Annotated in this window: 18 protein-coding genes and 4 pseudogenes; 13 read left to right on the top strand and 9 right to left on the bottom strand. The window is 33.7% G+C overall.

Features of this window, described 5'->3' with window-relative positions; translation table 11 throughout:
• Window positions 1-17 precede the first annotated feature (17 nt).
• Window positions 18-653 (bottom strand): glycerol-3-phosphate 1-O-acyltransferase PlsY, encoded by a 636-nt coding sequence (gene plsY, locus ICI50_RS04975; protein WP_013854039.1) that lies wholly within the window; start codon window positions 651-653, stop codon window positions 18-20.
• A 96-nt stretch (window positions 654-749) separates the two neighbouring features.
• Between plsY and parE the strand changes: the two genes are divergently transcribed.
• The 5 genes and pseudogenes from parE (at window position 750) to ICI50_RS04950 (ending at window position 7911) form a co-directional block, all read left to right on the top strand.
• Window positions 750-2693 (top strand): DNA topoisomerase IV subunit B, encoded by a 1944-nt coding sequence (gene parE, locus ICI50_RS04970; protein WP_056941217.1) that lies wholly within the window; start codon window positions 750-752, stop codon window positions 2691-2693.
• A 20-nt stretch (window positions 2694-2713) separates the two neighbouring features.
• On the top strand, window positions 2714-5170 hold the full coding sequence (gene parC / locus ICI50_RS04965; RefSeq protein WP_013854037.1) for a DNA topoisomerase IV subunit A: 2457 nt from the start codon (window positions 2714-2716) through the stop codon (window positions 5168-5170).
• Between the two features lie 149 nt (window positions 5171-5319).
• Window positions 5320-6288 (top strand): LysR family transcriptional regulator, encoded by a 969-nt coding sequence (locus ICI50_RS04960; RefSeq protein WP_013854036.1) that lies wholly within the window; start codon window positions 5320-5322, stop codon window positions 6286-6288.
• Window positions 6289-6314: 26 nt separating this feature from the next.
• On the top strand, window positions 6315-7250 hold the full coding sequence (locus tag ICI50_RS04955) for a manganese-dependent inorganic pyrophosphatase (RefSeq protein WP_013854035.1): 936 nt from the start codon (window positions 6315-6317) through the stop codon (window positions 7248-7250).
• A gap of 76 nt (window positions 7251-7326) precedes the next feature.
• A pseudogene (locus ICI50_RS04950) lies at window positions 7327-7911 on the top strand (peptidylprolyl isomerase).
• Between the two features lie 64 nt (window positions 7912-7975).
• On the opposite strand, the gene ICI50_RS04945 reads toward ICI50_RS04950, so the two are convergent.
• Window positions 7976-8329 (bottom strand): helix-turn-helix domain-containing protein, encoded by a 354-nt coding sequence (locus tag ICI50_RS04945; RefSeq protein ID WP_188892062.1) that lies wholly within the window; start codon window positions 8327-8329, stop codon window positions 7976-7978.
• Between the two features lie 342 nt (window positions 8330-8671).
• On the opposite strand from ICI50_RS04945, the gene ICI50_RS04940 reads away from it, so the two are divergent.
• Together ICI50_RS04940 and ICI50_RS04935 are read left to right on the top strand one after the other, a co-directional pair.
• Complete coding sequence (locus ICI50_RS04940) at window positions 8672-9415, top strand: YoaK family protein (RefSeq protein ID WP_188892060.1); 744 nt, start codon at window positions 8672-8674, stop codon at window positions 9413-9415.
• Window positions 9416-10286: 871 nt separating this feature from the next.
• Window positions 10287-10863, top strand: a pseudogene (locus ICI50_RS04935) (IS256 family transposase); the annotation flags it as partial.
• Window positions 10864-11094: 231 nt separating this feature from the next.
• Here the strand turns inward: ICI50_RS04935 and ICI50_RS04930 are convergent.
• The 3 genes and pseudogenes from ICI50_RS04930 to ICI50_RS11035 all read right to left on the bottom strand — a co-directional run.
• Window positions 11095-11352, bottom strand: coding sequence for a GlsB/YeaQ/YmgE family stress response membrane protein (locus tag ICI50_RS04930; RefSeq protein ID WP_054640390.1), 258 nt, complete (start codon window positions 11350-11352; stop codon window positions 11095-11097).
• 176 nt (window positions 11353-11528) lie between these two features.
• Window positions 11529-12344, bottom strand: coding sequence for a Cof-type HAD-IIB family hydrolase (locus tag ICI50_RS04925; RefSeq protein ID WP_056941215.1), 816 nt, complete (start codon window positions 12342-12344; stop codon window positions 11529-11531).
• A 154-nt stretch (window positions 12345-12498) separates the two neighbouring features.
• Window positions 12499-12576, bottom strand: a pseudogene (locus ICI50_RS11035) (ABC transporter permease); the annotation flags it as partial.
• A gap of 319 nt (window positions 12577-12895) precedes the next feature.
• Here ICI50_RS11035 and ICI50_RS11030 point away from each other — a divergent pair.
• Window positions 12896-14099 (top strand): annotated as a pseudogene (locus tag ICI50_RS11030) (MFS transporter).
• A gap of 103 nt (window positions 14100-14202) precedes the next feature.
• Entirely contained in the window at window positions 14203-14484 is a 282-nt protein-coding gene (locus ICI50_RS04915; RefSeq protein ID WP_081462945.1) for a SemiSWEET family transporter, read from the top strand.
• Window positions 14485-14805: 321 nt separating this feature from the next.
• Here the strand turns inward: ICI50_RS04915 and ICI50_RS04910 are convergent, their stop codons facing one another.
• Window positions 14806-15738, bottom strand: coding sequence for an SLAP domain-containing protein (locus ICI50_RS04910; RefSeq protein ID WP_188892058.1), 933 nt, complete (start codon window positions 15736-15738; stop codon window positions 14806-14808).
• A gap of 270 nt (window positions 15739-16008) precedes the next feature.
• Here ICI50_RS04910 and ICI50_RS04905 point away from each other — a divergent pair, with 270 nt between their 5' ends.
• A complete protein-coding gene (locus ICI50_RS04905) occupies window positions 16009-17157 on the top strand; it encodes a GH25 family lysozyme (RefSeq protein WP_188892056.1) in 1149 nt (382 codons plus the stop codon).
• 104 nt (window positions 17158-17261) lie between these two features.
• Complete coding sequence (locus tag ICI50_RS04900; RefSeq protein ID WP_188892054.1) at window positions 17262-17867, top strand: DUF5052 family protein; 606 nt, start codon at window positions 17262-17264, stop codon at window positions 17865-17867.
• 52 nt (window positions 17868-17919) lie between these two features.
• On the opposite strand, the gene ICI50_RS04895 is transcribed toward ICI50_RS04900, so the two are convergent.
• A complete protein-coding gene (locus ICI50_RS04895) occupies window positions 17920-18375 on the bottom strand; it encodes a hypothetical protein (protein ID WP_013854024.1) in 456 nt (151 codons plus the stop codon).
• Between the two features lie 513 nt (window positions 18376-18888).
• Between ICI50_RS04895 and xerS the strand changes: the two genes are divergently transcribed.
• Entirely contained in the window at window positions 18889-19959 is a 1071-nt protein-coding gene (gene xerS / locus ICI50_RS04890; RefSeq protein ID WP_013854023.1) for a tyrosine recombinase XerS, read from the top strand.
• Between the two features lie 178 nt (window positions 19960-20137).
• Here the strand turns inward: xerS and ICI50_RS04885 are convergent, their stop codons facing one another.
• The gene (locus ICI50_RS04885) at window positions 20138-21019 is read right to left on the bottom strand and encodes a DegV family protein (RefSeq protein ID WP_013854021.1); all 882 of its coding nucleotides are present in this window, start codon (window positions 21017-21019) and stop codon (window positions 20138-20140) included.
• A gap of 78 nt (window positions 21020-21097) precedes the next feature.
• Window positions 21098-21508, bottom strand: coding sequence for a MarR family winged helix-turn-helix transcriptional regulator (locus ICI50_RS04880; RefSeq protein ID WP_013854020.1), 411 nt, complete (start codon window positions 21506-21508; stop codon window positions 21098-21100).
• A gap of 277 nt (window positions 21509-21785) precedes the next feature.
• Between ICI50_RS04880 and ICI50_RS04875 the strand changes: the two genes are divergently transcribed.
• Window positions 21786-23477, top strand: a complete 1692-nt coding sequence (locus ICI50_RS04875) for an Rqc2 family fibronectin-binding protein (protein WP_188892052.1) — start codon at window positions 21786-21788, stop codon at window positions 23475-23477.
• The last annotated feature ends 42 nt before the right edge of the window (window positions 23478-23519 follow it).

Here is a 23519-nt window from a genome sequence, read left to right as displayed (position 1 = left end):
CTTGCTGGTTTTATATTTTAGTTTGACTTAGTATGTTTCTTTTTATACCAGTAGACTAATCCAAAAGGCACCATATTTTCCTGATGGTGTTCAATTCGGACGATATTGCTTCGGTGACTCCAGTAGATTAAGACTACGAGCAATCCACTGATAATGCTTAAGGCAATGTCGTGGAAGAAAAATGAAGCAATAAAGATTAAAACTACTGAGATCAAACTAGTTAGTGAGACCATACTTGTAATAAATAAGATAGGGAAGAAGATAATCGCACAGATTAAGAAAAAATGGACATTATATCCGAGTAAGAATCCAGCAGAAGTAGCAACTGCCTTGCCTCCTTTAAATTTTAAGAAGATAGAGAAGGCATGACCTAAGATTGCGGCTAAGCCGAAGACTAAGCAAAGATAATGTGACCCTAGATTAAAGAGTACAGGCAGCAAGGTAGCTAATGTTCCTTTGAAGAAATCAATCAAGAAGACTATTATGCCAGCAACCGGTCCTAATACTCTAAAGGCATTAGTAGTACCAATGTTACCTGATCCGTATTTTCTAATATCCTTGTGAAAGAAAATCTTTCCTACCAGCACACCGGTCGGAAACGATCCAATCAAGTATGCTAAAATAAACAACGATGCAATTTTTAATGCAAACATATTTAACAACTCCTATTAATCTATCGCTATTTTAGCAAAGATTATCTTTTAAATATATGGGAGTTGCTGAATAAATGAATAAATGGGGGATTTTTAGTGGCAAAAGCTAATACTTATGATGATTCTTCAATTCAAATATTGCATGGCCTAGAAGCCGTGCGTAAACGTCCGGGGATGTATATCGGTTCAACTGATATACATGGACTTAATCAACTAGTTTACGAAATTGTTGATAACTCAGTTGACGAAGCAATGGCTGGCTTCGGTAAAGAAATTGATGTGACCATCCATAAAGATAATAGCGTGACTGTAAGAGACTTTGGTCGTGGTATGCCTACTGGAATGCATAAGTCCGGTAAGCCTACTATTGAGGTTATTTTAACTGTATTACATGCTGGCGGTAAGTTTACTGAGCAAAATTATAAAACTTCAGGTGGTCTGCACGGTGTAGGTTCTTCTGTAGTTAATGCTCTTTCAAGTTATATGAAAGTTCGTGTAGTTCGTGATGGTAAGGCTTACGAAGAAGAATTTAAAGATGGTGGGCATCCCGTAGGCACGCTTAAATGCTTAGGTAAAACCAAGGATCCTACAGGTACAACAATTACTTTTAAGCCGGATGAAACTATTTTTTCAACGACTAAGTATAAATATGAGACAATTCAAGAACGTATTCGTGAATCTGCTTTCTTGCTTAAGGGCGTGAAATTTGATTTAACTGACGAGCGTGAACCTAATCATCATGACGTTTTTCAATATGATAATGGTATCAAATCATTTGTATCATATCTTAATGAAGGCAAAGGAACCATTAGCGATGTTTTCTATTTTGAAGGAAAGCAAGATGGGATGGAAATTGAATTTGCTGGACAATACAGTGATGGTTATTCCGAAAATTTAGTTTCATTTGTTAATAATGTTCGTACTGGTGATGGCGGTACTCATGAATCAGGAGCTCGTAGTGGCTTTACTCGTGCGTTTAATGATTATGCCAAAAAGCAGGGATTGCTTGGTAAAAAAGACAAAAATATTGATGGTTCAGACTATCGTGAGGGTTTAAGTGCTGTTTTATCTGTTAAGATTCCAGAAGAATTACTTGAATTCGAAGGTCAAACCAAAGGAAAGCTAGGTACACCACAAGCACGTTCTGCAGTTGATTCTCTTGTTTATGAGAAAATGTCATATTACTTGATGGAAAACGGTGAGTTAGCCCAAGATTTAGTGAAAAAGGCTCAACGAGCCAGGGATGCACGCGAAGCTGCTAAAAAGGCAAGAGATGAAAGCAGAAACGGTAAGAAGAGACGGAAAAAAGAAGTCCTTTCAGGAAAATTGACACCAGCCCAATCTCGTAATCCTAAGAAGAATGAATTATTCCTAGTCGAAGGGGATTCAGCTGGTGGTTCTGCTAAGCAAGGTCGTGACAGACGCTTTCAAGCAATTCTTCCTCTTCGTGGTAAAGTTTTAAATACTCAAAAAGCAAAATTGCAAGATATTTTTAAAAACGAAGAAATCAATACCATGATTTATACGATTGGTGCAGGTGTTGGGGCTGAGTTCAATGTTGAAGACTCTAATTATGATAAAGTTATTATCATGACTGATGCGGATGATGATGGTGCCCACATTCAAATTTTGCTGTTGACTTTCTTCTATCGCTATATGCGTCCAATGGTCGAAAAAGGCAAGGTCTATATTGCTTTGCCACCGTTATATCGCTTACAAAAAGGGCGCGGTAAAAAAGCTAAGATTCAATATGCTTGGACAGATGAAGAATTAGCTGAGGATGAAAAGAAAATGGGTCGCGGCTATTCTCTACAACGTTTTAAGGGATTGGGCGAGATGAATGCTGAACAACTTTGGCAAACAACTATGAATCCTGATTCCAGAATGTTAATTAGAGTAAAAATTGATGACGCTGCTCTTGCAGAAAGAAGAGTTACCACCTTAATGGGCGATAAAGTAGCTGCAAGAAGAAAGTGGATTGAAGAAAATGTCAAATTTAGAATGGGCGAAGATGGCTCAATTCTAGAATCTGAAGATTAATAAAGAAGGTTTTAAAATTAATGGCCACAAAAGAACGAATTCGTGAAATGCCACTTGAACAAGTAATGGGCGAACGTTTTGGGCGATATTCAAAATATATCATTCAAGAGCGTGCCTTACCTGATATTCGTGATGGCTTGAAGCCTGTTCAGCGGCGTATTCTTTATGCAATGTATCAAGATGGTAATACGTATGATAAGCCATTTAAAAAGGCTGCCAAAGCTGTCGGTAATATCATGGGTAATTTTCACCCACATGGGGATAGCTCAATTTATGGTGCTTTAGTGCACTTGTCACAAGATTGGAAAATGCGTGAACCGCTTGTAGAAATGCATGGTAATAATGGCTCAATGGACGGAGACGGCCCAGCCGCTATGCGTTATACAGAATCTCGTTTAAGCAAAATTTCTAATATGCTTTTACAAGATATTGATAAGCAAACTGTCAACATGGTGCTTAACTTCGATGATACTGAATATGAACCAACTGTTTTGCCAGCTCGTTTTCCTAATTTATTAGTAAATGGCTCAACGGGTATTTCATCAGGTTACGCTACAGAAATTCCACCTCATAACTTAGGTGAAGTTATTGATGCAACAATTTATTTATTAAAGCATCCTAATGCCACATTAGAAGATCTAATGAAATATGTTAAGGGGCCAGACTTTCCAACAGGTGCCATTGTAATGGGCACAAAGGGTATTAAGGAAGCATACCAAACTGGTCGCGGCCGCATTCAAGTACGTGCTAAAACCAGCATTCAGGAAATTCGGGGCCATCGACAAGAAATTGTAGCTACAGAAATCCCATTTGACGTTAACAAAGCCCTTTTAGTTAAAAAAATCGATGAAATACGCTTGAACAAAGAAATCGATGGAATCGCTGAAGTTCGTGACGAAACTGATCGTCATGGTTTATCAATAGTCGTTGAACTAAAAAAAGATGCCGACGCACAAAATATCCTAAATTATCTGTTTAAAAATACAGATTTACAAGTCTCCTATAACTTCAATATGGTTGCAATTGACCATATGACTCCTGTTCAAGTTGGATTAAAGCGGATTTTGTCTTCTTATTTAGAACATGAAAAAGAGGTTGTTACTAAACGAACTAAGTTTGACTTAGACAAAGCTGAAGCACGTCTTGAAATAATTCAAGGATTAATTCATGCCATGGATATCCTGGATCAAGTAATTAAGACAATTCGCGCATCTAAGAATAAGACCGACGCTAAAAAGAATTTAACTACAAAATATAAATTTACAGCTAAACAAGCTGAGGCTATTGTTTCTTTACAACTATATCGTTTAACTAACACCGATGTTAACGAACTAATTGCTGAACAAAATAAATTAAATAAGTTAGCTAAAAAGTTCCGAAAGCTTTTATCAGATCGCAAGACTTTGGAAAAAGAAATCATTAAGGAACTTTCCGCTGTCAAAAAAGAATTTAGCAATCCTCGTCGTACTCAAATCTCAGAAGAAAGTGCTAAGGTCGAAATTGACGAAACAGCATTAGTTGCTGATGAACAAGTACGTGTTTTAATTAGTCGTGATGGTTACTTAAAGCGATCATCTTTACGTTCTTATCAATCAACTGACGATACTGATAATGGATTGCCGGATGGTGATACGGTGGTTTACGAAAATACGCTTTCTACACTAACTAATCTTTATCTGTTTACTAATCGCGGCAATGTAATTTATCGACCAGTACATGAGTTGGTAGAAGCTAAATGGAAAGAAACTGGACAGCATCTTTCTCAAGAGATTGGCCTAGATACTGACGAACAAATTATTCGTGCCTTTACATTTAGTACATTAGACTTAAATGTAAGTTTTTTGCTTGCTACTAATGATGGTTACATTAAACAAGTAGAATTAGCTAATTTGCAACCAACTAGAACTTATAAATCTCGTGCGATGACTGCAATTCGATTAAAGAACAAAGATAGCAGAGTAGTAGGCGTCGACTTAATTAAAGAAGCTGCTGAGAAAGAAATTACCCTATTTACCCACCGTGCATATGCAGTTAGATACAATATCAGCGAAGTGCCGTCTTCTGGTGCTAAAGCTATCGGTGTTAAATCCGTTAACTTAAAAGATGACGATTATATTGTTGGTTATGTACTCGTTGATAAAAAATATGTTGATCTAATCCATGTTGGATTAATTACGCAACGAGGTGCTTTCAAACAATTTAAATTGGAATTAGTTAACAAAGTATCTAGGGCTAAACGTGGAGTATTAGTCTTACGTGAGCTTAAAACCAAGCCGCATAGAATTGCGGGTTTCGCTTTTTATGCTCAAAATCATATTTTACAAGTCACCACTTCAAGCGATCGTCATATTGAAATCAAAACTAATGAATTTCCACTGGGCGATCGTTATTCAAACGGTTCATTTGTAATTGATACAACAGTTGACGGAACACCAATCAATGTACAATTGGGGCGGCCGATTAGTAACCCTAATTAATGATTGACAATGTTTCAATCAATTTATGATAGCGCATTATTACTTATAAGCCGTATGTTTTGACACTATCTATTTTTGGATAGATAATAAAATGTGTTATGGGACACGGCTTATCATGAAATAATATTTTGGGAAAGAAGATAATTATTATGCCTAAAACAGATACGATATTGTCGGCCAAATCCTTGCGTTATTTTTTACAATTGATTGATACGATGAACTACACTCAAGCTGCGCAAATCTTAGGTATTACACAGCCCGCTTTAACACAGCAAGTTAAAAAATTGGAACATGCTATTGGTGCTCCTTTGTTTGGCCAAATGGGTAAGAAGCTATATTTGACTGAAGCAGGTAAAGAAATGGAATCTGCAGCTGTTGAATTGCTTAACACTATCAACGGAGTTGTAAGTGATATTCAAGAATATACACAAGCTGATAAAGGTCACATTTCAATCGGTATTCTAAATACTCTTAATACAAGTATTTTTTATCAATTTTTACACTCCTTCAATAAGAAATACCCAGATGTAACATTTACGATCGATTATTTTGACCGTAAAGAATTATGGCGCAGATTAGATACTAATCTGATTGATTTGGCAATTATGTATTTGCCAGACAATACCAAAAAAGAAGAAACAAATTTGCGTCATCAATATAACCATCAAAACATTCGGTCTGATCGTCTAATTATTTTGACTCACAAGAACACTGTTGAAGCAGGAAAAACCTATCCAGTTTCCCGCTTTTTAAACAGAAAATGGGTTGCTTATCCTGATGATTGTTACTTAACACCGTTAATGAAGGAATATTTCGGTAAAAAGAATGAATTGAATATCCCTGTCAAGATCGCTTCTACCAAGGAAATGATTCAATTGGCAGAGGGTACAGATTATGATACTTTTATTACACAATCATACTATGATTCTCATAGTAAAGAAATCGAAGATTCCAATTTAACCCCTGTTTATTTACAAGGGGAACGGGAATTCCATATTTCTTACGTATATCGTAAAGGTAAATTAGAAATTCCTAGAATGCAAAATCTGCTAAAAGAATGGGAAAATTTCTTGGCTAAGCACGAGGACTTTAGTAAACTATTAGAAGAAGTAAAATAAAAATAGAAAAAGAGGCAATTTATTCTATGGAAAAAGAATTTGTTTTCGGACATCAAAATCCTGATACAGATGCTATTGGTACTGCAATTGCATTTTCATACTTGCAAAACAAATTGGGTTACAATACTGAAGCTGTAGCTTTAGGTGAGCCTAATGATGAAACTGCATATGCACTTAAACAGTTTGGCTTTAAAGCTCCTCGTGTAATTAAGGAAGCTGCTCCTGAAGTTAAAGCTGTAATGTTAGTAGACCACAACGAACCTCAACAAAGTGTTTCTGATATTGACAAAGTTAAGGTTACTCACGTGGTAGATCACCACAGAATTATGAACTTCAATACTGCAGATCCTTTGTATTATCGTGCTGAGCCTGTAGGGTGTACTTCAACTATCGTTTGGAAGATGTTTAATGAGTTCGGTGTAGAAATTCCTGAAAAACTTGCTGGTTTAATGCTCTCAGCAATTATTTCAGATACTTTACTTCTTAAATCACCAACTACTACTGATGATGATAAGAAGGCGGTTAAAGCTTTAGCTAAACTTGCTGGTGTGAATTACAATGAATATGGTTTAGCTATGCTTAAAGCTGGTACTAATATCAGTAATAAGTCAGAAGAAGAATTGATCGATTTAGATGCTAAGAGCTTTGAATTAAATGGTCATAACGTCCGTGTAGCTCAAATCAATGTTGTTGACTTACCAGAAGCTTTGGAACGTAAAGATGCTTTCTTAAAAGCCATGAAAACATCAGCTCAAGATAATAACTACGATATGTTTATGCTTTTAATTACTAATATCCTGGATTCAGATTCAGAAGCTTTAGTTGTTGGATCCGATGAAACCAAGTCATTCTTTGAAAAAGCATTTAACAAAGAATTAAGTGATTCAGAAGCTAAATTACCAGGTGTTGTATCACGTAAAAAGCAAGTAGTACCACCACTTACTGATGCATTTAATGCTTAATCATTAAGCTAAAATAAAAGGTTGCTTTTTGAGCAGCCTTTTATTTTTATAGATTATCATAAAAAGAGGAAATTTAATGAGCTATCCGTAATTAAGTCTAGATAAGGTAGCCGGTCCTAAAGCTACCCTTAAAACTAATCATGGTGATATAAAAATTCAATTGTTTCCAGAAGAAACACCAATGACTGTTGAAAATTTTGTTCGCTTAGCACAAAAGGGGTATTATAATGATACTATTTTTCATCGTGTAATTAGTGATTTCATGATTCAAGGTGGTGATCCTCAGGGTAACGGTACAGGTGGAACAAGTATCTGGGGGCATCCATTTGAAGACGAATTTTCCCGTAAATTGTTCAATATACGTGGTGCTTTGTCAATGGCTAACTCTGGTCCAAATACTAATGGAAGTCAGTTTTTTATAGTTCAAAATAAGAATATGCCCAAGCGTTATATCAAACAAATGGCACCAGCTGGATATCCTAAAGAAATTATTCATGCATACAAACAAGGTGGAACAACATGGTTAGATGGGCGACATACAGTTTTTGGTCAAGTTATCGCAGGCATGGATGTTGTTGATGAAATTGCTAAAGTCAAGAAAAACAAGATGGATAGGCCAATCACCGACGTAATTATAAATTCAATAAATGTAGAAGAATAAAAAATTTTATCAATTAAGTAAAAAGAAGCCATTAACCAGCGTGTAGCAGTTAACGGCTTCTTTTTTAATTAATTTCTTTTAAGAGAACGATCAGAGACTTACATACTCGTTCAGCTTTATCTGGAGGTAATTTTCTTAATTCATTAGTAACCTTTTGAATAAAGATGGGAGTAACAGCGACAGGATTTTCTGGTTTAATCTTTTTAATTCGATAGGCATTGTTAATAATATCTGGTGTGGTAGTATTCAAAGCTCTAGCAATTGAATCAAGCTTTTGAATACTAATGTTTTGATCTTTGGTTCTTTCCAAACGTGAAATAAAGTTTACTGAAAGGTCACTCAATTCAGCCAGATCTTCTTGTGTAAGTTTCTGGTCACGTCTTCTACGAGAAATTTCTTCTCCTAAATTAATATTCACAAAGCATTCGATCCTTTCAAGTTATGTATATTCCTATAGTTATAGACTATAAAAATTTTACTAAAGATTTTACTAAAAATGAATAAACTATTTTAATATTATTAACTTACATTATATTAAGTAATAATATTAGCTTATTTAATGATTAATTTAAACATTACTAGATCAATCATTTATGCAACTCTAACACAAAACAAAAATCAAATTAAGTATTTAAACTTTTTAATCTTATTAATTTAAAAATAATCTTTAAAACTTTAAATAAATTAAGCTAAACATAAATTTTATTAAAGCCTATAATAGTTATTGACTTTAAACTAGGAAGAGGATTGGGGAAGAAATATGAGTTTAAAAGATATTATTCATAGTAATCAACCAGCGGAGTCACGACAATTAGCTTGTGCTTTGACTTTCTGTGGTAGATTTATTGATGCATACACATATATCCAAAGAGGACATACACTTTCTGCTGGACAGACGGGAAATGTGATCTTTTTTAGTTCAGCTTTGGCTGATCATAACATTCCAGGCATGATAAATCGTGCTAGTACATTTATTGCATTTTCGCTTGGCTTGCTAATGGTAGGCTTATTTCATAAGTATGTTAAAAGTCATTATTGGCGCGTTTTTTGTTTATTTTCGATTTTAGTAATTTGTGCTGTAGTTGGTTTTTTGCCTAAAAGTGTACCAAATTTTTACATAGTTCCATCAATTGCATTTGGATTAGCAATCCAGAACGCATCCTTCAGCAAAATTGAGGGAATGGGATATAACAATGCATTTACATATAACAATGCATTTACAACTGGTAATTTAAAAAAATCAGTCGTTGCTTGGAGCGCATTTTTCTTTGGTGAAGATAAAAGCAAACATACAGCTACAGTAAATTATATGTTACTGGTGATATCATTCGGATTAGGTGCAATTGTCTCAGCTTTACTGCAAAAAATATTTTTACTGCAAAAAATATTTATTTTAAAAACAATTTGGTTTGCAGTAATATTACTTACCGCAATTAATATAATCTATTTAATTGCACTTAAAGAAAATAAAAAGATTGATTTAAATAATTTAGCTAACAGATAGTTTTAGAATTTTAATCCATTTACACTAATACAGTAAATGGATTTTTTATTTTGAAGAGTAGTGGTTAAACATTCATGTTATATCTGCGTATAACTTGTATTATGTAAATCTAAGTATTAAAAAATCATATTTAAAAATAAAATAGTTACATTGTGAGAGTAAATCTAAATCCTATTGGCATTTAAAATAAAAAATTCAGAATTTAAATTTACTTAGTCGTATTTAAAAATACATTCCTATATTTATTTTTCATTTGCAAAATCATTTAGATTTCTATGCTGAGATCACAATTCTAAGATCAAGTTCGTTCATTTGGGTCAATAAATTAATCATTAAAGCAACTCTTATTTTACTTAGTCCTTTAAATAAATAAAAATTACTGTAAGTTAGAATAAATATTATTTATAGCGGAAACAAGAATATGACTTATATCTCTATGCTCATTAACTTAGTCAAAAACTTAGTCAAATTAAATCATTCATCAATAAATAGAATGCATCTCATGTAGCATATAAAAATTATATAACTAATTTAAATGTCAAAAGTAGAAATATTTTCATCAGATATAATTACAAAAACAGTGGATTTAAAAACTTATTTGCTACTGTTTAGCCTTGACTCCATTAATTTACTTAATATTAAATCATAATCCAAATTTAGCTATATTATTTAAACAATAATTTTAATGCTAGCAAGATGACTCTTCCCATATTACTAGGATTTTGTTGCTATATCAAGGATTCAGAATGTTTTAGCTAATTCAATTAAATCCAATAAAAATATTTTTTTCGAAAATTCCGCAGAAAAAGGAGTTCCTTTCTCGTATGATTGGTTTGAACAAAAAAACACATACAGAAAGAAGAACTCCTTCATGAATGATTTTACCAAAAATATTGCTCAAGCTCTATTCAATCAAGACAAAATAAACGATTTATTGCGCAAAGAACTCCAACAAGCAGTTAATGACCTGCTAGAAGCTGAGTTAACTGCCTTTTTAGGCTATGATCCTTATGCTAGAGATGGCTGGAACACTGGCAATTCTAGAAATGGTGCCTACTTTCGCAAGGTGGATACGCAGTTTGGCTAGATTGAAATCCAGGTACCACGAGACCGCAACGGCATGTTTCATCAGCACACGCTGCCTGACTACAAGCAACACGCAGATGTGTTGGAAAACATGATCATCAAGCTTTACTCCAAAGGCGTAACTACCAGAGAGATAGCCGATTTGATTGAAAAAATGTATGGTAGCCATTACAGCCCCGCTCAAGTATCCAATATTTCCAAGCAGATGATTCCCAAGGTGGAAGCCTACCACAAGCGTAAGCTGAGCGATAAGTTCTTCTGCGTTTTATCTAGACGCTACCTACATTTCCATTCCTCTGCGCCGAGAGACCTTTGAGCGTGAGGCTGTCTATATTGCCATTGGTATCAAGCCTAATGGCCACTAGGTACCATTTTTTAAATTAATCATATTTAAACTCTTATCAGATTTTTATCAATTAAAAGGCCTTATAAATACATATTTAGCTACAAGATACATTAATTGCACTAAAACTTTCTCCTTCATTTCTCCCCTCCTCTACGGTTAGGGAATGGGTAATTATACAAAAAAGCCTGAAAACAGAGACAAATCTCAATTCAGGCTTAATTTATAGTACTAGAAAGCCACTTTTTTCTTATGCAGTACGGAATCTGTTAACAAAGAATGCAACAACGATCACCAAAATTACTGCACCAAGAATAGATGAAACAATTGCCATATCTGCAACTTGTGGGCCCCATTCTCCTAATAACAGAGCTTGACCCAATGTTGAACCGACTAAGCCAGCTACGATATTAGCAATCCAATTCATTGATCTGCCATGACCCGTTAAAGCCCCAGCAATAAGACCAATTACACCGCCGACAATCAATACCCAAATCCAATGTAGCATTTTGATCACCTTTGCTTTCTGGAAAACATCTATTACTTTTGATAATTCTAATTAATCAAGCGCTTTCTTTAACTATATCTATATCATACAGGTAAGTATCAAATTTGTCTACTATATAGTATATGATAAGCATTAATTATACTTTTCTTTAGAATTTAAGCATCAAACTTGTGCTTTTAGTCCTCATCTGCTAGATACTTTTCTAATACTTTAAATACACCATTTTCAGTATTTGCAGGTGCAATAAACTTAGCATGTTCCTTAACTTTGGACATGCCATTAGCCATAGCATATGAATACTTAGCAAAATCTAGCATATCAATGTCGTTGCCGCCGTCTCCAAACGCAATTAAATCATTACCTGTCATATTCATTTTGGCTAACAGTCGCTTCAAACCAGCTCCTTTATTAATCCCTTGAACATTAATATCGATCGCTGTGTTTGCGGAAGCAAATGCAGAAATTTGATTTTGATGCTTTAAGTTAAACATCTGCTCAATTTCTGCGTAATGTGAGCTATCTAGATCAACAGTGATTTGGAAGATATCTTCATTAGGTAAATCATGCCAGTTATCAACTATGTCACTCTTACCAGCAAAATATGCTAAAAAGTCTCGTTCTGTTTTGGGCACCGCACTATGTAAATAAGCAATATCTTTTTCAAAGACCATGATAGCTCGCTTGCCAAACTTACCCTCAACTTCCTGAATCAAATCCAACACATCTTGTCTAGCTAGCGGATAACCGGCTGCTTGCTTTCCTTTGATGATCAAACGAGAACCATTTAAAGTTACGAAATCCATTTGTTCGGTAAACTTACTAAAATCTTGTTGGAGTCGCGCATAGGGGCGACCTGACGCAACAATAAAATGAATCCCTCTCTTTTCAAATTCAGTCAAAATTTGATCAAATTGTTCATGATTGTATTGCTTACGGTCATCCAAAAATGTTCCATCCATGTCTACTGCGACTGCTTTAAATGGTAATGTCATAATTCCACCTCATAATATTTATGCTAAATGATTTTCAACATAATTAATATTAGCATTTTTACATAAATATTATTGAAGTTTTTGATTAATTAAACAATTCTAACAACAGCTGCTAAACAAAAACGATGCCAGAATTATCTGACATCGTTTATTTCTATCTCTTCACTAGATTGATCTCTCTATCAAACAACTTACGCATCCCTTCATTGAAGTTGTGTGCAATAAAGATAATTTATGCCTTGCTTTTACCAAATTCTCAACCTATTCTAGTTAAGTGGTCGAATTATTTAACTAAGATGCAATTTTAAGTATCCCAGCAATTATGCTCTTATCTTTTACACAGGAGATGAAATTCTAAGTGTTCATTAGCTACCACTTAGGTTTAAGCTTACGGGAAAATTATTTTCTTTTAACCGTCAAGCGCTACTTAAGGCTCAACCCCAACTTTTCTGAAAGTTTGGGGTTTGTTAACTAAAATTAAATAGATAACTTTTCCCTGACTTTCAGAAGTACTTGTTCTATCAAGATATTTTTAAAAAAGGAACGGGAAAATGTTCAAAAACTTAATTCACATAGAAAACAGTAATGTAAAGAAATTACTAATTGGCCGAATTTCTACTAATATCGCAGATTCGCTTTTTTATATGACGATCCTTTGGTATTTTAAAGTGACGTATCATTCACCAATGATCTTATCACTAGTTTTTATTGCTGATTCAACGATCGACATGCTTGCCTTTATTTTTGGACCGTTAATTGATCGAGTTCACGTAAAGAAGCTACTTAAGTACGTAACGTTTAGTCAAATCATACTCAGTATTTTGACAGTATGCTTATTTTTCTTTAAACAGCAAGTAATTATCCTAATATTATTGGTATATATCCTTTCGGCTATTGGTTCTACCCTAATTTATCCGACAGAAGAGAAAATCCTACCAGCAATAATTAGTAAAACGGAATTAGCTAGAGTTAATGGTCTCTTTCAAATGACCTATAGGGCCCTTGACTTGTTTCTAGATGCCTTAGCTACTGTCCTTATTACCTATTTATCATTAAATAAGACAATGATCATTAGTGCATTATTTTTTGCAATTGCTTTGGCTTTCTATGCTAAGTTGTACTTACCTAAAGTGCTATTAACTAAAAAAAGAAGAGTATTTTAGTGATAGTTACCTAAAAGACTTAATCAAAGGATGGCAGGTTTTGAGGTATGAAGGTAGAATCTTAGCGTTGATAATTCCCTTTGCTGTAACTAATTTATTTTATGGTATTTCCTCTGTAGGGATGTCTTATTTTGCAAGTCATTATCTAAGTAGATCAGCACTTAGTTACGGTAGTTTAGAATTTATTTCTTCAATCGGTGGATTACTAGGCAGTGCTGTAGTTAGTAATTTTTCATTAGGCAAAAATAAACTTGAGAAAATAGTTACCCTTTGTCTTTTTTAGCAGGATTATCAGTAATACTTGAAGCACTAATCGCCAGCAGTATGCCTGTGATGACTTTAATATTTGCATTGAGCAGTGCTTTTTGGATTAGCATCATGAATGTCAATTTCCAAATATTAATACAAGAGCATTTTAGGACGAATAGAAACGATTAATAGCAGCATTATCAATTGTATGATTCCAATCGGCTCCTTTTTAGGTGGCATCATAGTGCAACAATTTGGTTCCACTGTTGCTATTCTAATGCAGGGATTAGCTGAACTAGTTACCGCTGCATTATATTTATTAGTTTTTAATAAAGAAAAATAAGTGATTTAAAAGAGAGTTTTTCAATCGAGGCAGCTCTCCTTTTGATGTCTAACTTTTGCAATTATTCTCTATCTTTATTAACATGAAATTATGAAGGAGAGATTTGTTGAAGAAATTTAAAGGATTAGATCGACGAACTGTTTTACGAATTGGACGGATTGGATCAGTACTATCTGTATTGATGTACGTTTCCTATATTCCGCAGATTATCAATAATTTGAATGGAAATTACGGCAATCCAATTCAGCCTCTAGTTGCAGCAATCAACTGTACGATTTGGGTATTATATGCTGTACTAGGTGAAAAGAAAGATTGGCCATTATTTATAGCTAACCTTCCAGGAATAATCTTTGGGTTAATTACCTTTTTTACTAGTTTACATTAAAATATAGCGAGATAGCAGTTGCTGTCTCGCTTTTATATTATCATTGTATCTTATAACAATAAACTAGTAACTCACGTACGCATCCCTCAAAGCTATGAGCAATGCTAATTTATTCCATAAACTGTCTAAACCAAAATGAATAATTACCCTCATTGTAGTTAGGATTAAAATTAGCTGCTCGAATTGCACCTGGATATTCACCATAATCACTCCAATAAAGTAACTTATCGCTTCCTTTAATTTTAAAATACAGTTGTGAATCGCTTAAACTACTATTAATTACTACTTTATCCAGTTTCACTTTTTATTGATTGACATAATTTATTCAGTCTTCTTAAAATTTGCATCATATACAGCTCTGGAATTAGTTAAAGTAACGGTAATTGGCCCCTTTGTAAACAAAATCATACCATTAGCTGTTCGAAGATTATTAATCTTAATATACTTATTTCGGCCAATTGCTACACAATTTTGCCTCCTAATTTTAGTAGTAGTAAAAGTCAATTTATTTTTATTCTTAATATTAGTACTCTGATAAAAATAATTTTTATCTACACTCTTTGCAGCTCTAATTTTGCTACTAGTCGTTACTACACTATTATTAAGAAGTTTTCTTTTTCCTTCATAGCTTACGCGTTTTCCTTGTTTATCATATACGTAGGTATTATGATTCAAGATTAATAGCGGTTTACCACTCATTTTTTGAACATAACCGTCTCTAACATACCGTCCTTGACCAACTTTGAAGTAGGAACTTGCAATACTATAGTTTTTTGCTCCACCATATTTAATCGTTGATCCTTTAAGTAAAACGGCATGCTTGCCACGATATGTAGATAATTTCTTTCCTTTTTCATTATAAACTGTCGCATTACTTACAATACGCATTCCTTTAGCAGTATAGCCACCAGTATGGTTAACAAGAATATAGCCTCCATCACCTAAAGAAGTATAACTTTTTCCATCGATTTTTACAGTTGGAAAGATGCCACTTCTTTGATATTTATGTCTTATTATCACTGGTTTGCCATAAGAAGTGATTACTTCGCCGCCTTTTAAAAATTGTCCATTAAGTTGATTACCCTTACTGTTAAAGATAGGCACCTTACCAGTAGAGCTTAATTTAATAACTGTACTACTAGATGCATGTACTACCTGGTCAGCAGGTGTGCTATTCAATAACGTATTGAAGGCTGGAGTACTGATCAATAAAACTGCTAATGAACTAATCATTATTTTTGTACTTAGTTTCATATTTTTTCCTCGTATATCTTGCTGTTAACATCTCTGTCCATCTAGTTATATTTTAAATCTTTATATTTTGTTTTACATAATAATACTTATTAAAATTCATTATATGTCTCAAATTGATTGCAATTATTTCTATCTTATTACTAATTGATTAATAATCAATCTCTACTATTGTCTTTTGGTACTTACCACTGTAACCTATAATATATAAGATTTAGATATTATAAGTGAGAGATACTATTAACTCTCTCCACCAATAATGGAGGAATTAATTTGTTTAAAAAGAAAACTATCATCAAATTAGCCTATGCTGCTATGTTAACTACTACCGGAATGAATATTATCCCTAATCTTATTTCCACTCACCAATTTGTTCAAGCCTCTGCAATTTCTGTAGCTGCTAAAGAATTAGGTATTGACGTAGCTAGTTATCAAAGCGCAGATTTAACCGCTCACGCTAAAGCTGGTTCACAATTTGCTATTGTAAAAGTAAGTGAAGGCACTAATTATCGTAATCCTAAAGGAGCTAGTCAAATTAAATCAGCAATTGCTAATGATATGATGCCAATGGGCTATCATTTTGCTACGTTTAGTTCTAATGCATCCCTTGCAAAAAAAGAAGCCAAGTATGCAATTTCTTCTGCCCAAGCATTAGGGTTACCTAAAGGTTCATATTTAGCCTGTGACTATGAGACCGGCCAAGGGAATGTAATCACTAACGGTAAAAATGTAACAGCTAAGGCGATTATTGCTTTTATGGACGAAATCAAATCGGCTGGTTATCAACCTCTGCTCTACGCAAGTTCATCTGTTTTACAAAACAACATCAATACCCCTTCAATCGTCGAAAAATATCCTAATTCCTTATGGGTAGCTGCTTATGCAATTTCAGGACGAGTTGATAAACCCAACTTTAAGTACTTCCCTTCAATGGAAGGCGTTGCAATCTGGCAATATACAGATAATTGGAAAGGGATGTCAACTGACGGTAACGTAACTATTCTACCTTTATCCATCTCGAATACTGCAGTTTCTCAAGCGCCGACTAATAAGAATACTAAGCACACTGGCAAAGTAATGTACAAAGCTTATGTCTATAGCAGTGATGGACAACGTACGGGTGAAGTTTATAAAGCGTATAGCACAATTACTTACTATGGTGGCAAAACCAAATTAAAAAATGGCAAATCAGTTGTTAGAATTGATGAAAACAAGTATGTAATGTCAAGCAATGTTCTTGGTAATGCACGTAAAGCTAAATCTGATATAAACGTTTATAAAAATGATGGATCACTCAATTCTAGCTGGAAAGGTTATCGAAAAGGAGCTCCAGTCAAAACCTATGGTCCTAAGCATTACATCAATAATGAAGCCTACTATCGAGTTGGCAAAAATGCCTATGTTAAGGCAAGCAATTTTTAACTTAATTAAGAACAACTAAGCACTGAATTTTTCAGTGCTTTTTGCATTCCTACAATGATAAAATTAGCTTGTAATAAATTAGTATTAATACGAGGAAGCTTAAAATGAACATAAAAAAGAAAATCACTTTATTTTTCAGTTTAGGAATACTACTGTTTACTCTTTCTGGTTGTAGTAATTTTCAAAACTTGGAACTATCGATGCGTTCTAAGATTGGTGCACTGCCATTGACTGTTTCAACTTACGATTCCAATGGTCAAAAAATTGATCAAATTAAGGCCAAATCAGTTAACATCCATACTGATAAAAAGATGTCCCAAAAAGACGATAAAGGAAAAGAAAATTCTAGTGTAATTGATGTTGATTATGGTCATCAGCGTATGACTCATGTTGGTTCTACTTTAATCGCCTATGAGGGTTTGAAGAATTATGAAGACGCATTCAATAAACATGTTAAGATTGATGATCAAAATCGTGCTGTTCCTCTTTTAAACACTATGTACCAGAACTTCAAAAATGATTGGAATGGTCAATCTAAAATCGTAATGATCAGAAGTCAATTAGGGATGCCAATTGCTGTGTTTGCTGGTAAAAGTGTTTCCATTCATAAGAGTGATATGAAAAATTCAACTCAGTTTGTAATTGATGGACACAGATTATTTGCTTATCGTGCAGACTATACAGTTTATCCAGTTGCTAGTCTGAAATAGCATAATAAAAGCCTCATTTTTTGAATGGGGCTCTTATTATAAAAATTTGTTCTTATTCGTTAACTAAAATATGAAAAGCATCATTGGTTTTAACAATATCACTCATTAATTGGTTAACCCATTCATTGAGCTTATCATTATCATAGTTCTCAAGTCCACCTTCGGTATCGCCAATATCTGCGATCCCGTTATTAAAGTCAACCATCTCAGTAATCAATTTCTCTGCAAAATTTTTGGTTGAACCCGCAAAATTGTCCGCGAAGCTATTAACATCACCATAAGCATCGGTAATATCGCTGAAGGCTTCAACCGTTTTGCCAAAGGTATCGCTCAAATTATCTACATCTTCTTGAGTTGGCACTGTTAGTTCTTCATCTTCATTATTTAGCTGTTCATCAAGCCGAACGCCAAGATCATTTAATACCAAGTGCCCATCATATAAACGATTTAATAACTTAATTCCACTAGGATTTTTAGCCTGAAAATTTACTTCGATTTCTTCTGTCATCGTATTTCCCTCATCTCACTGTATTATACTTATTTTATTGTACAATTTTTATGCCTAAAATACGACAATTAGACACAAGTTAATCTATAAACTAATTCAGAAATAAAAATATTTAGGCTAATTGTTGTTTTTTGCTTGATCATTATTTATAAACAGCTTAAAATAAGCAGGTGAAGGCTTCTTGTACCATACAATTAGCTTTATTTGTCAGAATTGTTTGCTTTGCTTAATGTTAAACGCCAATCTTGATAAATATTCAATCAGAGTTGCTATAACTGGAATGCGGAGAGTTTTTACAGCGTTGCTGGTATCCCAGTTATAGTGACATGGTTTGCTAGGTCATGTTATTTATAAATGTTGCTTTACAATATTACTATAGATATTATTGTTTTCAACAGGAGTACTTAATTTAATTTAGCTATTTTGCCACCTATCTGGATTAGATAGGTGTTTTTTGTTTTTGTGGGATGCCCTATGATATAATTTGAACATCAGTTTGAAGGAGAATGATTTATGGAAACTGCCAAATGCTTAGAATTAATCAAAATTGAACTCAAAAAAGCGCCAGATTATGTCAAGCAATACAATTTTGAAACGCAGCATTCACTTACGACTACCTATCAATATTTAGCAGAGTTTCGGCGTTTTTTTGACTGGTTACGTCAAGAAGGTATTTCTAACGCTTCCAATAATTTACACGTTACAACCGATACCTTAGCTCATTTAACTCGCAATGACATTATGCTTTATATCGATTATCTTGGTCATACTAAAAATAAACAGGGACACCTAAGCTCTCCTACTACGATTAATCGTTCAATTAATGCTCTTCGTTCCCTGTTTAAATTTTTAACCATTACAGTTGCTGAAAATAATGATGGGCAACCTTATTTTGAACATAACGTAATGCTTCGCATTCACTCATTAAATGATACGAAAACTTTAAATTATCGTGCACACGTCTTAGAATCTCACATGTATACAGGCAAGCTTAAGTTTGAATTTTTAGATTTTATTGCCCATGATTATGAGACTACATGTAATCAGCAAGCTAAACCAGGCTTCAAAAGAAATAAAGAACGTGATATGGCAATTATCGCTTTAATTTTAGGAACCGGTATCCGAGTGTCTGAATGTGCAGGCGTTGATCTACAAGATCTGAATTTAAAAGATGCAGTCCTAGATGTTACTCGAAAAGGCGGACAAAAAGACAGCGTGCCAATTGCGGAATGGACGCTGAATTATATTAATGCTTATAAAAATATTCGAGACAAGCGCTACGCGGCTGATTCGAGACAAACAGCATTCTTTCTTACGCGCTGGCATAGTCAAACACGGAGAATGACTTCTAATGCAATTGAAAGAATGGTCAGTAAATATTCCACCGCCTTTGGACACCCTCTTACACCGCATAAGTTACGTCACACGTTAGCTTCAGAATTATATAGTGTGACTAAGGACCAAGTTTTAGTTGCCCAACAGTTGGGACAAAAAGGAACAACAGCGACTGACCTATATACACATGTTGATCAAGAAAAGCAACGTGATGCATTAAATGAAATTTCTAAGCTAAATAAAGACTAGTGTTGAAATATCAACACTTTTTTGATTTTCCATAATATTTTTACTATTGTAAAGTCTCAATACTTTTGAGATCTTGATAGCATATTTATTATCACTAGTGGCTTTAATAGCCATAATAAATATGCTATTATAATTTTAAATAAAAAAGAATAGGACTTTAATCCTAATCTCTTTGACTCTATTTAGTTAAATCTAATTTCTCAATGTCTATCATCCAAGCAATAGCAATCGATTTTTCACCTAAGTGAGTAGCAATCACTGGACTAAACTCAGCTACATCAACAGGTTTACCTGGAAAATTAGTATTAATAAATTCTTTAATCTCTTCAGCTTGTTTAAGATCATTAGAATGGAAAACAAATAATCGTAGTTTATCTTTATACGACAATTGTGCTGTCTTTTCTAACGTAAGTTTTTCGACTTTTGATACAGCTCGCTTTAATGATCTAATCTTATCAAATGCAACAATCTTACCATCTTCATTAAAAGTAAGAAGTGGCTTAATCTGCAACATCGTCCCAATAAATGCTCCAGCATTACTTAATCGTCCGCCACGACTAAGGTTCTTAAGATCATCTACCACAAAGAATTCATCGATTGTTTTACGAATTTCATCCAATTTCTTCAGAATAACTTCTGGCTCCATGCCACTTTTAATCATCTTAGCAGCTGCTAATACCAAATACCCCTGTAACCTTACCGTCATCTTAGAATCATATGGGTATAAATTATACTCAGGATTATTATGCTTCATATTAACTAGATTTTGATAAAAACCAGAAATGCCACTAGACAAAGTGATAACAATAATGGCCTCATAGTCTTCACTATGAAGTTTATTAAATAATTCAATCATTTCTCCCATGCTGGGTTGGGAAGTTTTAGGAAAAGCAGCACCTTGTCTTTGCATTTCAAAAAGCTGTGTTGAAGTAATATTTATGCCTTCCATATATTCTTTATCTCCAATAATAACGGGGATAGGAACGATATTAATATTATTCTCCTTAGCTTCTTGCTCGGTTAAGACACTAGTACTGTCGGTAACTAATGCGATTTTCAATTTAATTAACCCTTCTTAATTTAAAGTTTATATAATATAAGAAAATTATAGCATAAAAGTATCTACTTTCGCACCCTATTACATTCTTTCACTAGTAGAGCTATGCGCTATTTTTTCTAACTGCTTAATAAACAAAGCTGAAGCATCTTGATCTAGGTATACAAACAAAGAGCGTTCAATTTGATTAAGTGCTTTTTTTAATTCACTTGCTTTATTAAGTCCTTCAGAGCTTAATTTTACAATTTTGCTTGAATCCTTTTCAGAACGTATAATTTTAATAAAGCTTTTGGTTTTCTTTTGCTGCAACTGACGGCTTAAGGTAGAAAGTGAAATATTAAGTGCCCCAGCTAGTTTCCCCATTGTTAGAGCCCTATTATCATTTTGATCAAAAAATAAGAGTATTCTAGTTTGTGAAATATTCAGACCACATTTGTGATTTATTTCCTTTTTAATTTGATCAGCAATTGTGCTAAAAAATAATACATCCATATATACCGTCCTTTTTCTCCAAAGTAGATTTGCTATAGTTGTATTTTATCATTTAATAAAGGATTTGATAATACTACTTCGTGACATTTAAAAGACTTAGCAGTATTTCTTTGTTGTGAAACATTATCGCCTATTAGAATTAAGGCTCTTTGTGAAACAAAGCATCTATTAATTTAAGCTTATGCATAAGAACATGCTTATATATACTATGAGTACTTTCATTTTAGAATTGATAGAATTCCTGTTATAATATTTAGAGTATTTTGAGGTGATACATATGGCATTTGATGGATTATTTATCCATAGTTTATTACATGATTTAACCCCTACTCTAGTAGACAGTAGGTTATCGAAAATTTATCAACCATTTAAACAAGATCTAATCTTAATTTTTCGAAAAAACAGAAGAAATTATCAATTATTGATTTCGGCTAATGCACAATATCCAAGAACATACCTGACTAAACAAACCATTGCTAATCCAGATAAAGCACCAATCTTTGTTATGGTACTAAGAAAATATTTAGAGGGGTCGGTTTTACAGTCTATTGAACAAGTTGGTTTAGATCGAATTATTAACTTTCATTTCAGCAATCGAAATGAACTGGGTGATCAAGTCAAGCTAATCCTTTCCGTTGAATTAATGGGCAGACATAGTAATGTAATTCTATATAACAAACAGGATAACCATATCATCGACTTACTTAAACGAATTAATCCCGATGAAAATAGAGCTCGTATCTTACTACCAAAAGCAAAATACGAATTACCTCCACTAAAACCAGGAATTAATGGTTTAAACATATCTGAAAATGATTTTAAAAATCTAAGTCATGATATTGATGCTTCCACGTTAGTTCAAAAATTAGATGGTTTAGATCGGGATGATCGTAATGAACTGTTAGGTTATCTTGAAGATGATTACAGTTTTTCTTCTTTTAAAACTTTCTTCAATCAATTTGACAATCCGCGAGCTTTCGTTTTAAAAACTCCTAGAAATAAACGCAAAATTTTCTGCTATCTCCCTTACCACTTAGATTTGGAAAAAGAAAGTTCTGATCCTGATCTAAACATGGGATTAGATGATTTTTATGAATATCAAGCTAACCGTGATTGGGTAAAACAACGAGCTAGTCAAGTCGAACGTGTTGTTAAAAATGAACAGAAAAAGCTAAGCAAGAAAATTAAAAAGCTTGAAAAACAATTAAATCTAGCCGAAAACTCAGAAGGCTATCGTATTAAGGGAGAAATTCTAAATGCTCACTTACCACAAATAAAACCAGGGGTAAATAAAATTTCATTACCTAACTATTATGATAATAATGCACCTATTGAAATAAAGCTTAATCCTGCACTCTCCCCTGCACGAAACGCTCAAAAATATTTTACTCGCTACAAAAAATTGCGTGACTCAATTAAACACATTAATGAGCAAATTAAAATCGCACAGGACAACTTGCGTTACTTCGATTCCATTCAAACAGCAATTGATAATGCAGATCCGCAAGATATTGATCAAATCACTGATGAACTGATTAATCAAGGCTACATTCATAAACAAAAGAAGACTAGACGTCGTAAAAAGGTCACTGAGCGTAATTTAAATGAGTTTAAGCTTTCTTCAGGTAAGCATGTCTTAGTAGGTAAAAATAATTATCAAAATGATTGGCTTACTTTGAAAAAGGCGAACAAATCTGATTATTGGTTCCATGTTAAAAATATGCCCGGTTCTCACGTTATTTTACGTGATAATCAACCAAGCGAAAAAGATATTAAGGAAGCTGCCGAAATCGCTGCTTTCTTCTCCAAAGGTAAAAATTCTGCTCATGTTCAAGTAGATTACGTTCAGGATAAACGCGTGAAAAAGCCTAATGGTGCGAAACCTGGTTTTGTAATTTATACAGGACAAAACTCGATTGAAGTTACGCCAGAAGAAGAAGAAATTATGCCAAAGAAAATTGAAAAATAAATAGCATGCCTGACCAGCAGACATGCTATTATCTAAATAAAG

Source organism: Lactobacillus kefiranofaciens (genome assembly GCF_014656585.1).
Classification (GTDB): domain Bacteria; phylum Bacillota; class Bacilli; order Lactobacillales; family Lactobacillaceae; genus Lactobacillus; species Lactobacillus kefiranofaciens.
This window is presented reverse-complemented; position numbering and strand designations above follow the sequence as displayed.

Excerpts from the sequence above, each read along its gene's own strand:
- ICI50_RS04955 (WP_013854035.1), top strand. The coding sequence starts at position 6,315 with ATGGAAAAAGAATTTGTTTTCGGACATCAAAATCCTGATACAGATGCT.
- parC (WP_013854037.1), top strand. The coding sequence starts at position 2,714 with ATGGCCACAAAAGAACGAATTCGTGAAATGCCACTTGAACAAGTAATG.
- ICI50_RS04895 (WP_013854024.1), bottom strand. The coding sequence starts at position 18,375 with ATGACAGAAGAAATCGAAGTAAATTTTCAGGCTAAAAATCCTAGTGGA.
- plsY (WP_013854039.1), bottom strand. The coding sequence starts at position 653 with ATGTTTGCATTAAAAATTGCATCGTTGTTTATTTTAGCATACTTGATT.
- ICI50_RS04960 (WP_013854036.1), top strand. The coding sequence starts at position 5,320 with ATGCCTAAAACAGATACGATATTGTCGGCCAAATCCTTGCGTTATTTT.
- xerS (WP_013854023.1), top strand. The coding sequence starts at position 18,889 with ATGGAAACTGCCAAATGCTTAGAATTAATCAAAATTGAACTCAAAAAA.
- ICI50_RS04900 (WP_188892054.1), top strand. The coding sequence starts at position 17,262 with ATGAACATAAAAAAGAAAATCACTTTATTTTTCAGTTTAGGAATACTA.
- ICI50_RS04875 (WP_188892052.1), top strand. The coding sequence starts at position 21,786 with ATGGCATTTGATGGATTATTTATCCATAGTTTATTACATGATTTAACC.
- ICI50_RS04930 (WP_054640390.1), bottom strand. The coding sequence starts at position 11,352 with ATGCTACATTGGATTTGGGTATTGATTGTCGGCGGTGTAATTGGTCTT.
- ICI50_RS04910 (WP_188892058.1), bottom strand. The coding sequence starts at position 15,738 with ATGAAACTAAGTACAAAAATAATGATTAGTTCATTAGCAGTTTTATTG.
- ICI50_RS04940 (WP_188892060.1), top strand. The coding sequence starts at position 8,672 with ATGAGTTTAAAAGATATTATTCATAGTAATCAACCAGCGGAGTCACGA.
- ICI50_RS04880 (WP_013854020.1), bottom strand. The coding sequence starts at position 21,508 with ATGGATGTATTATTTTTTAGCACAATTGCTGATCAAATTAAAAAGGAA.
- ICI50_RS04925 (WP_056941215.1), bottom strand. The coding sequence starts at position 12,344 with ATGACATTACCATTTAAAGCAGTCGCAGTAGACATGGATGGAACATTT.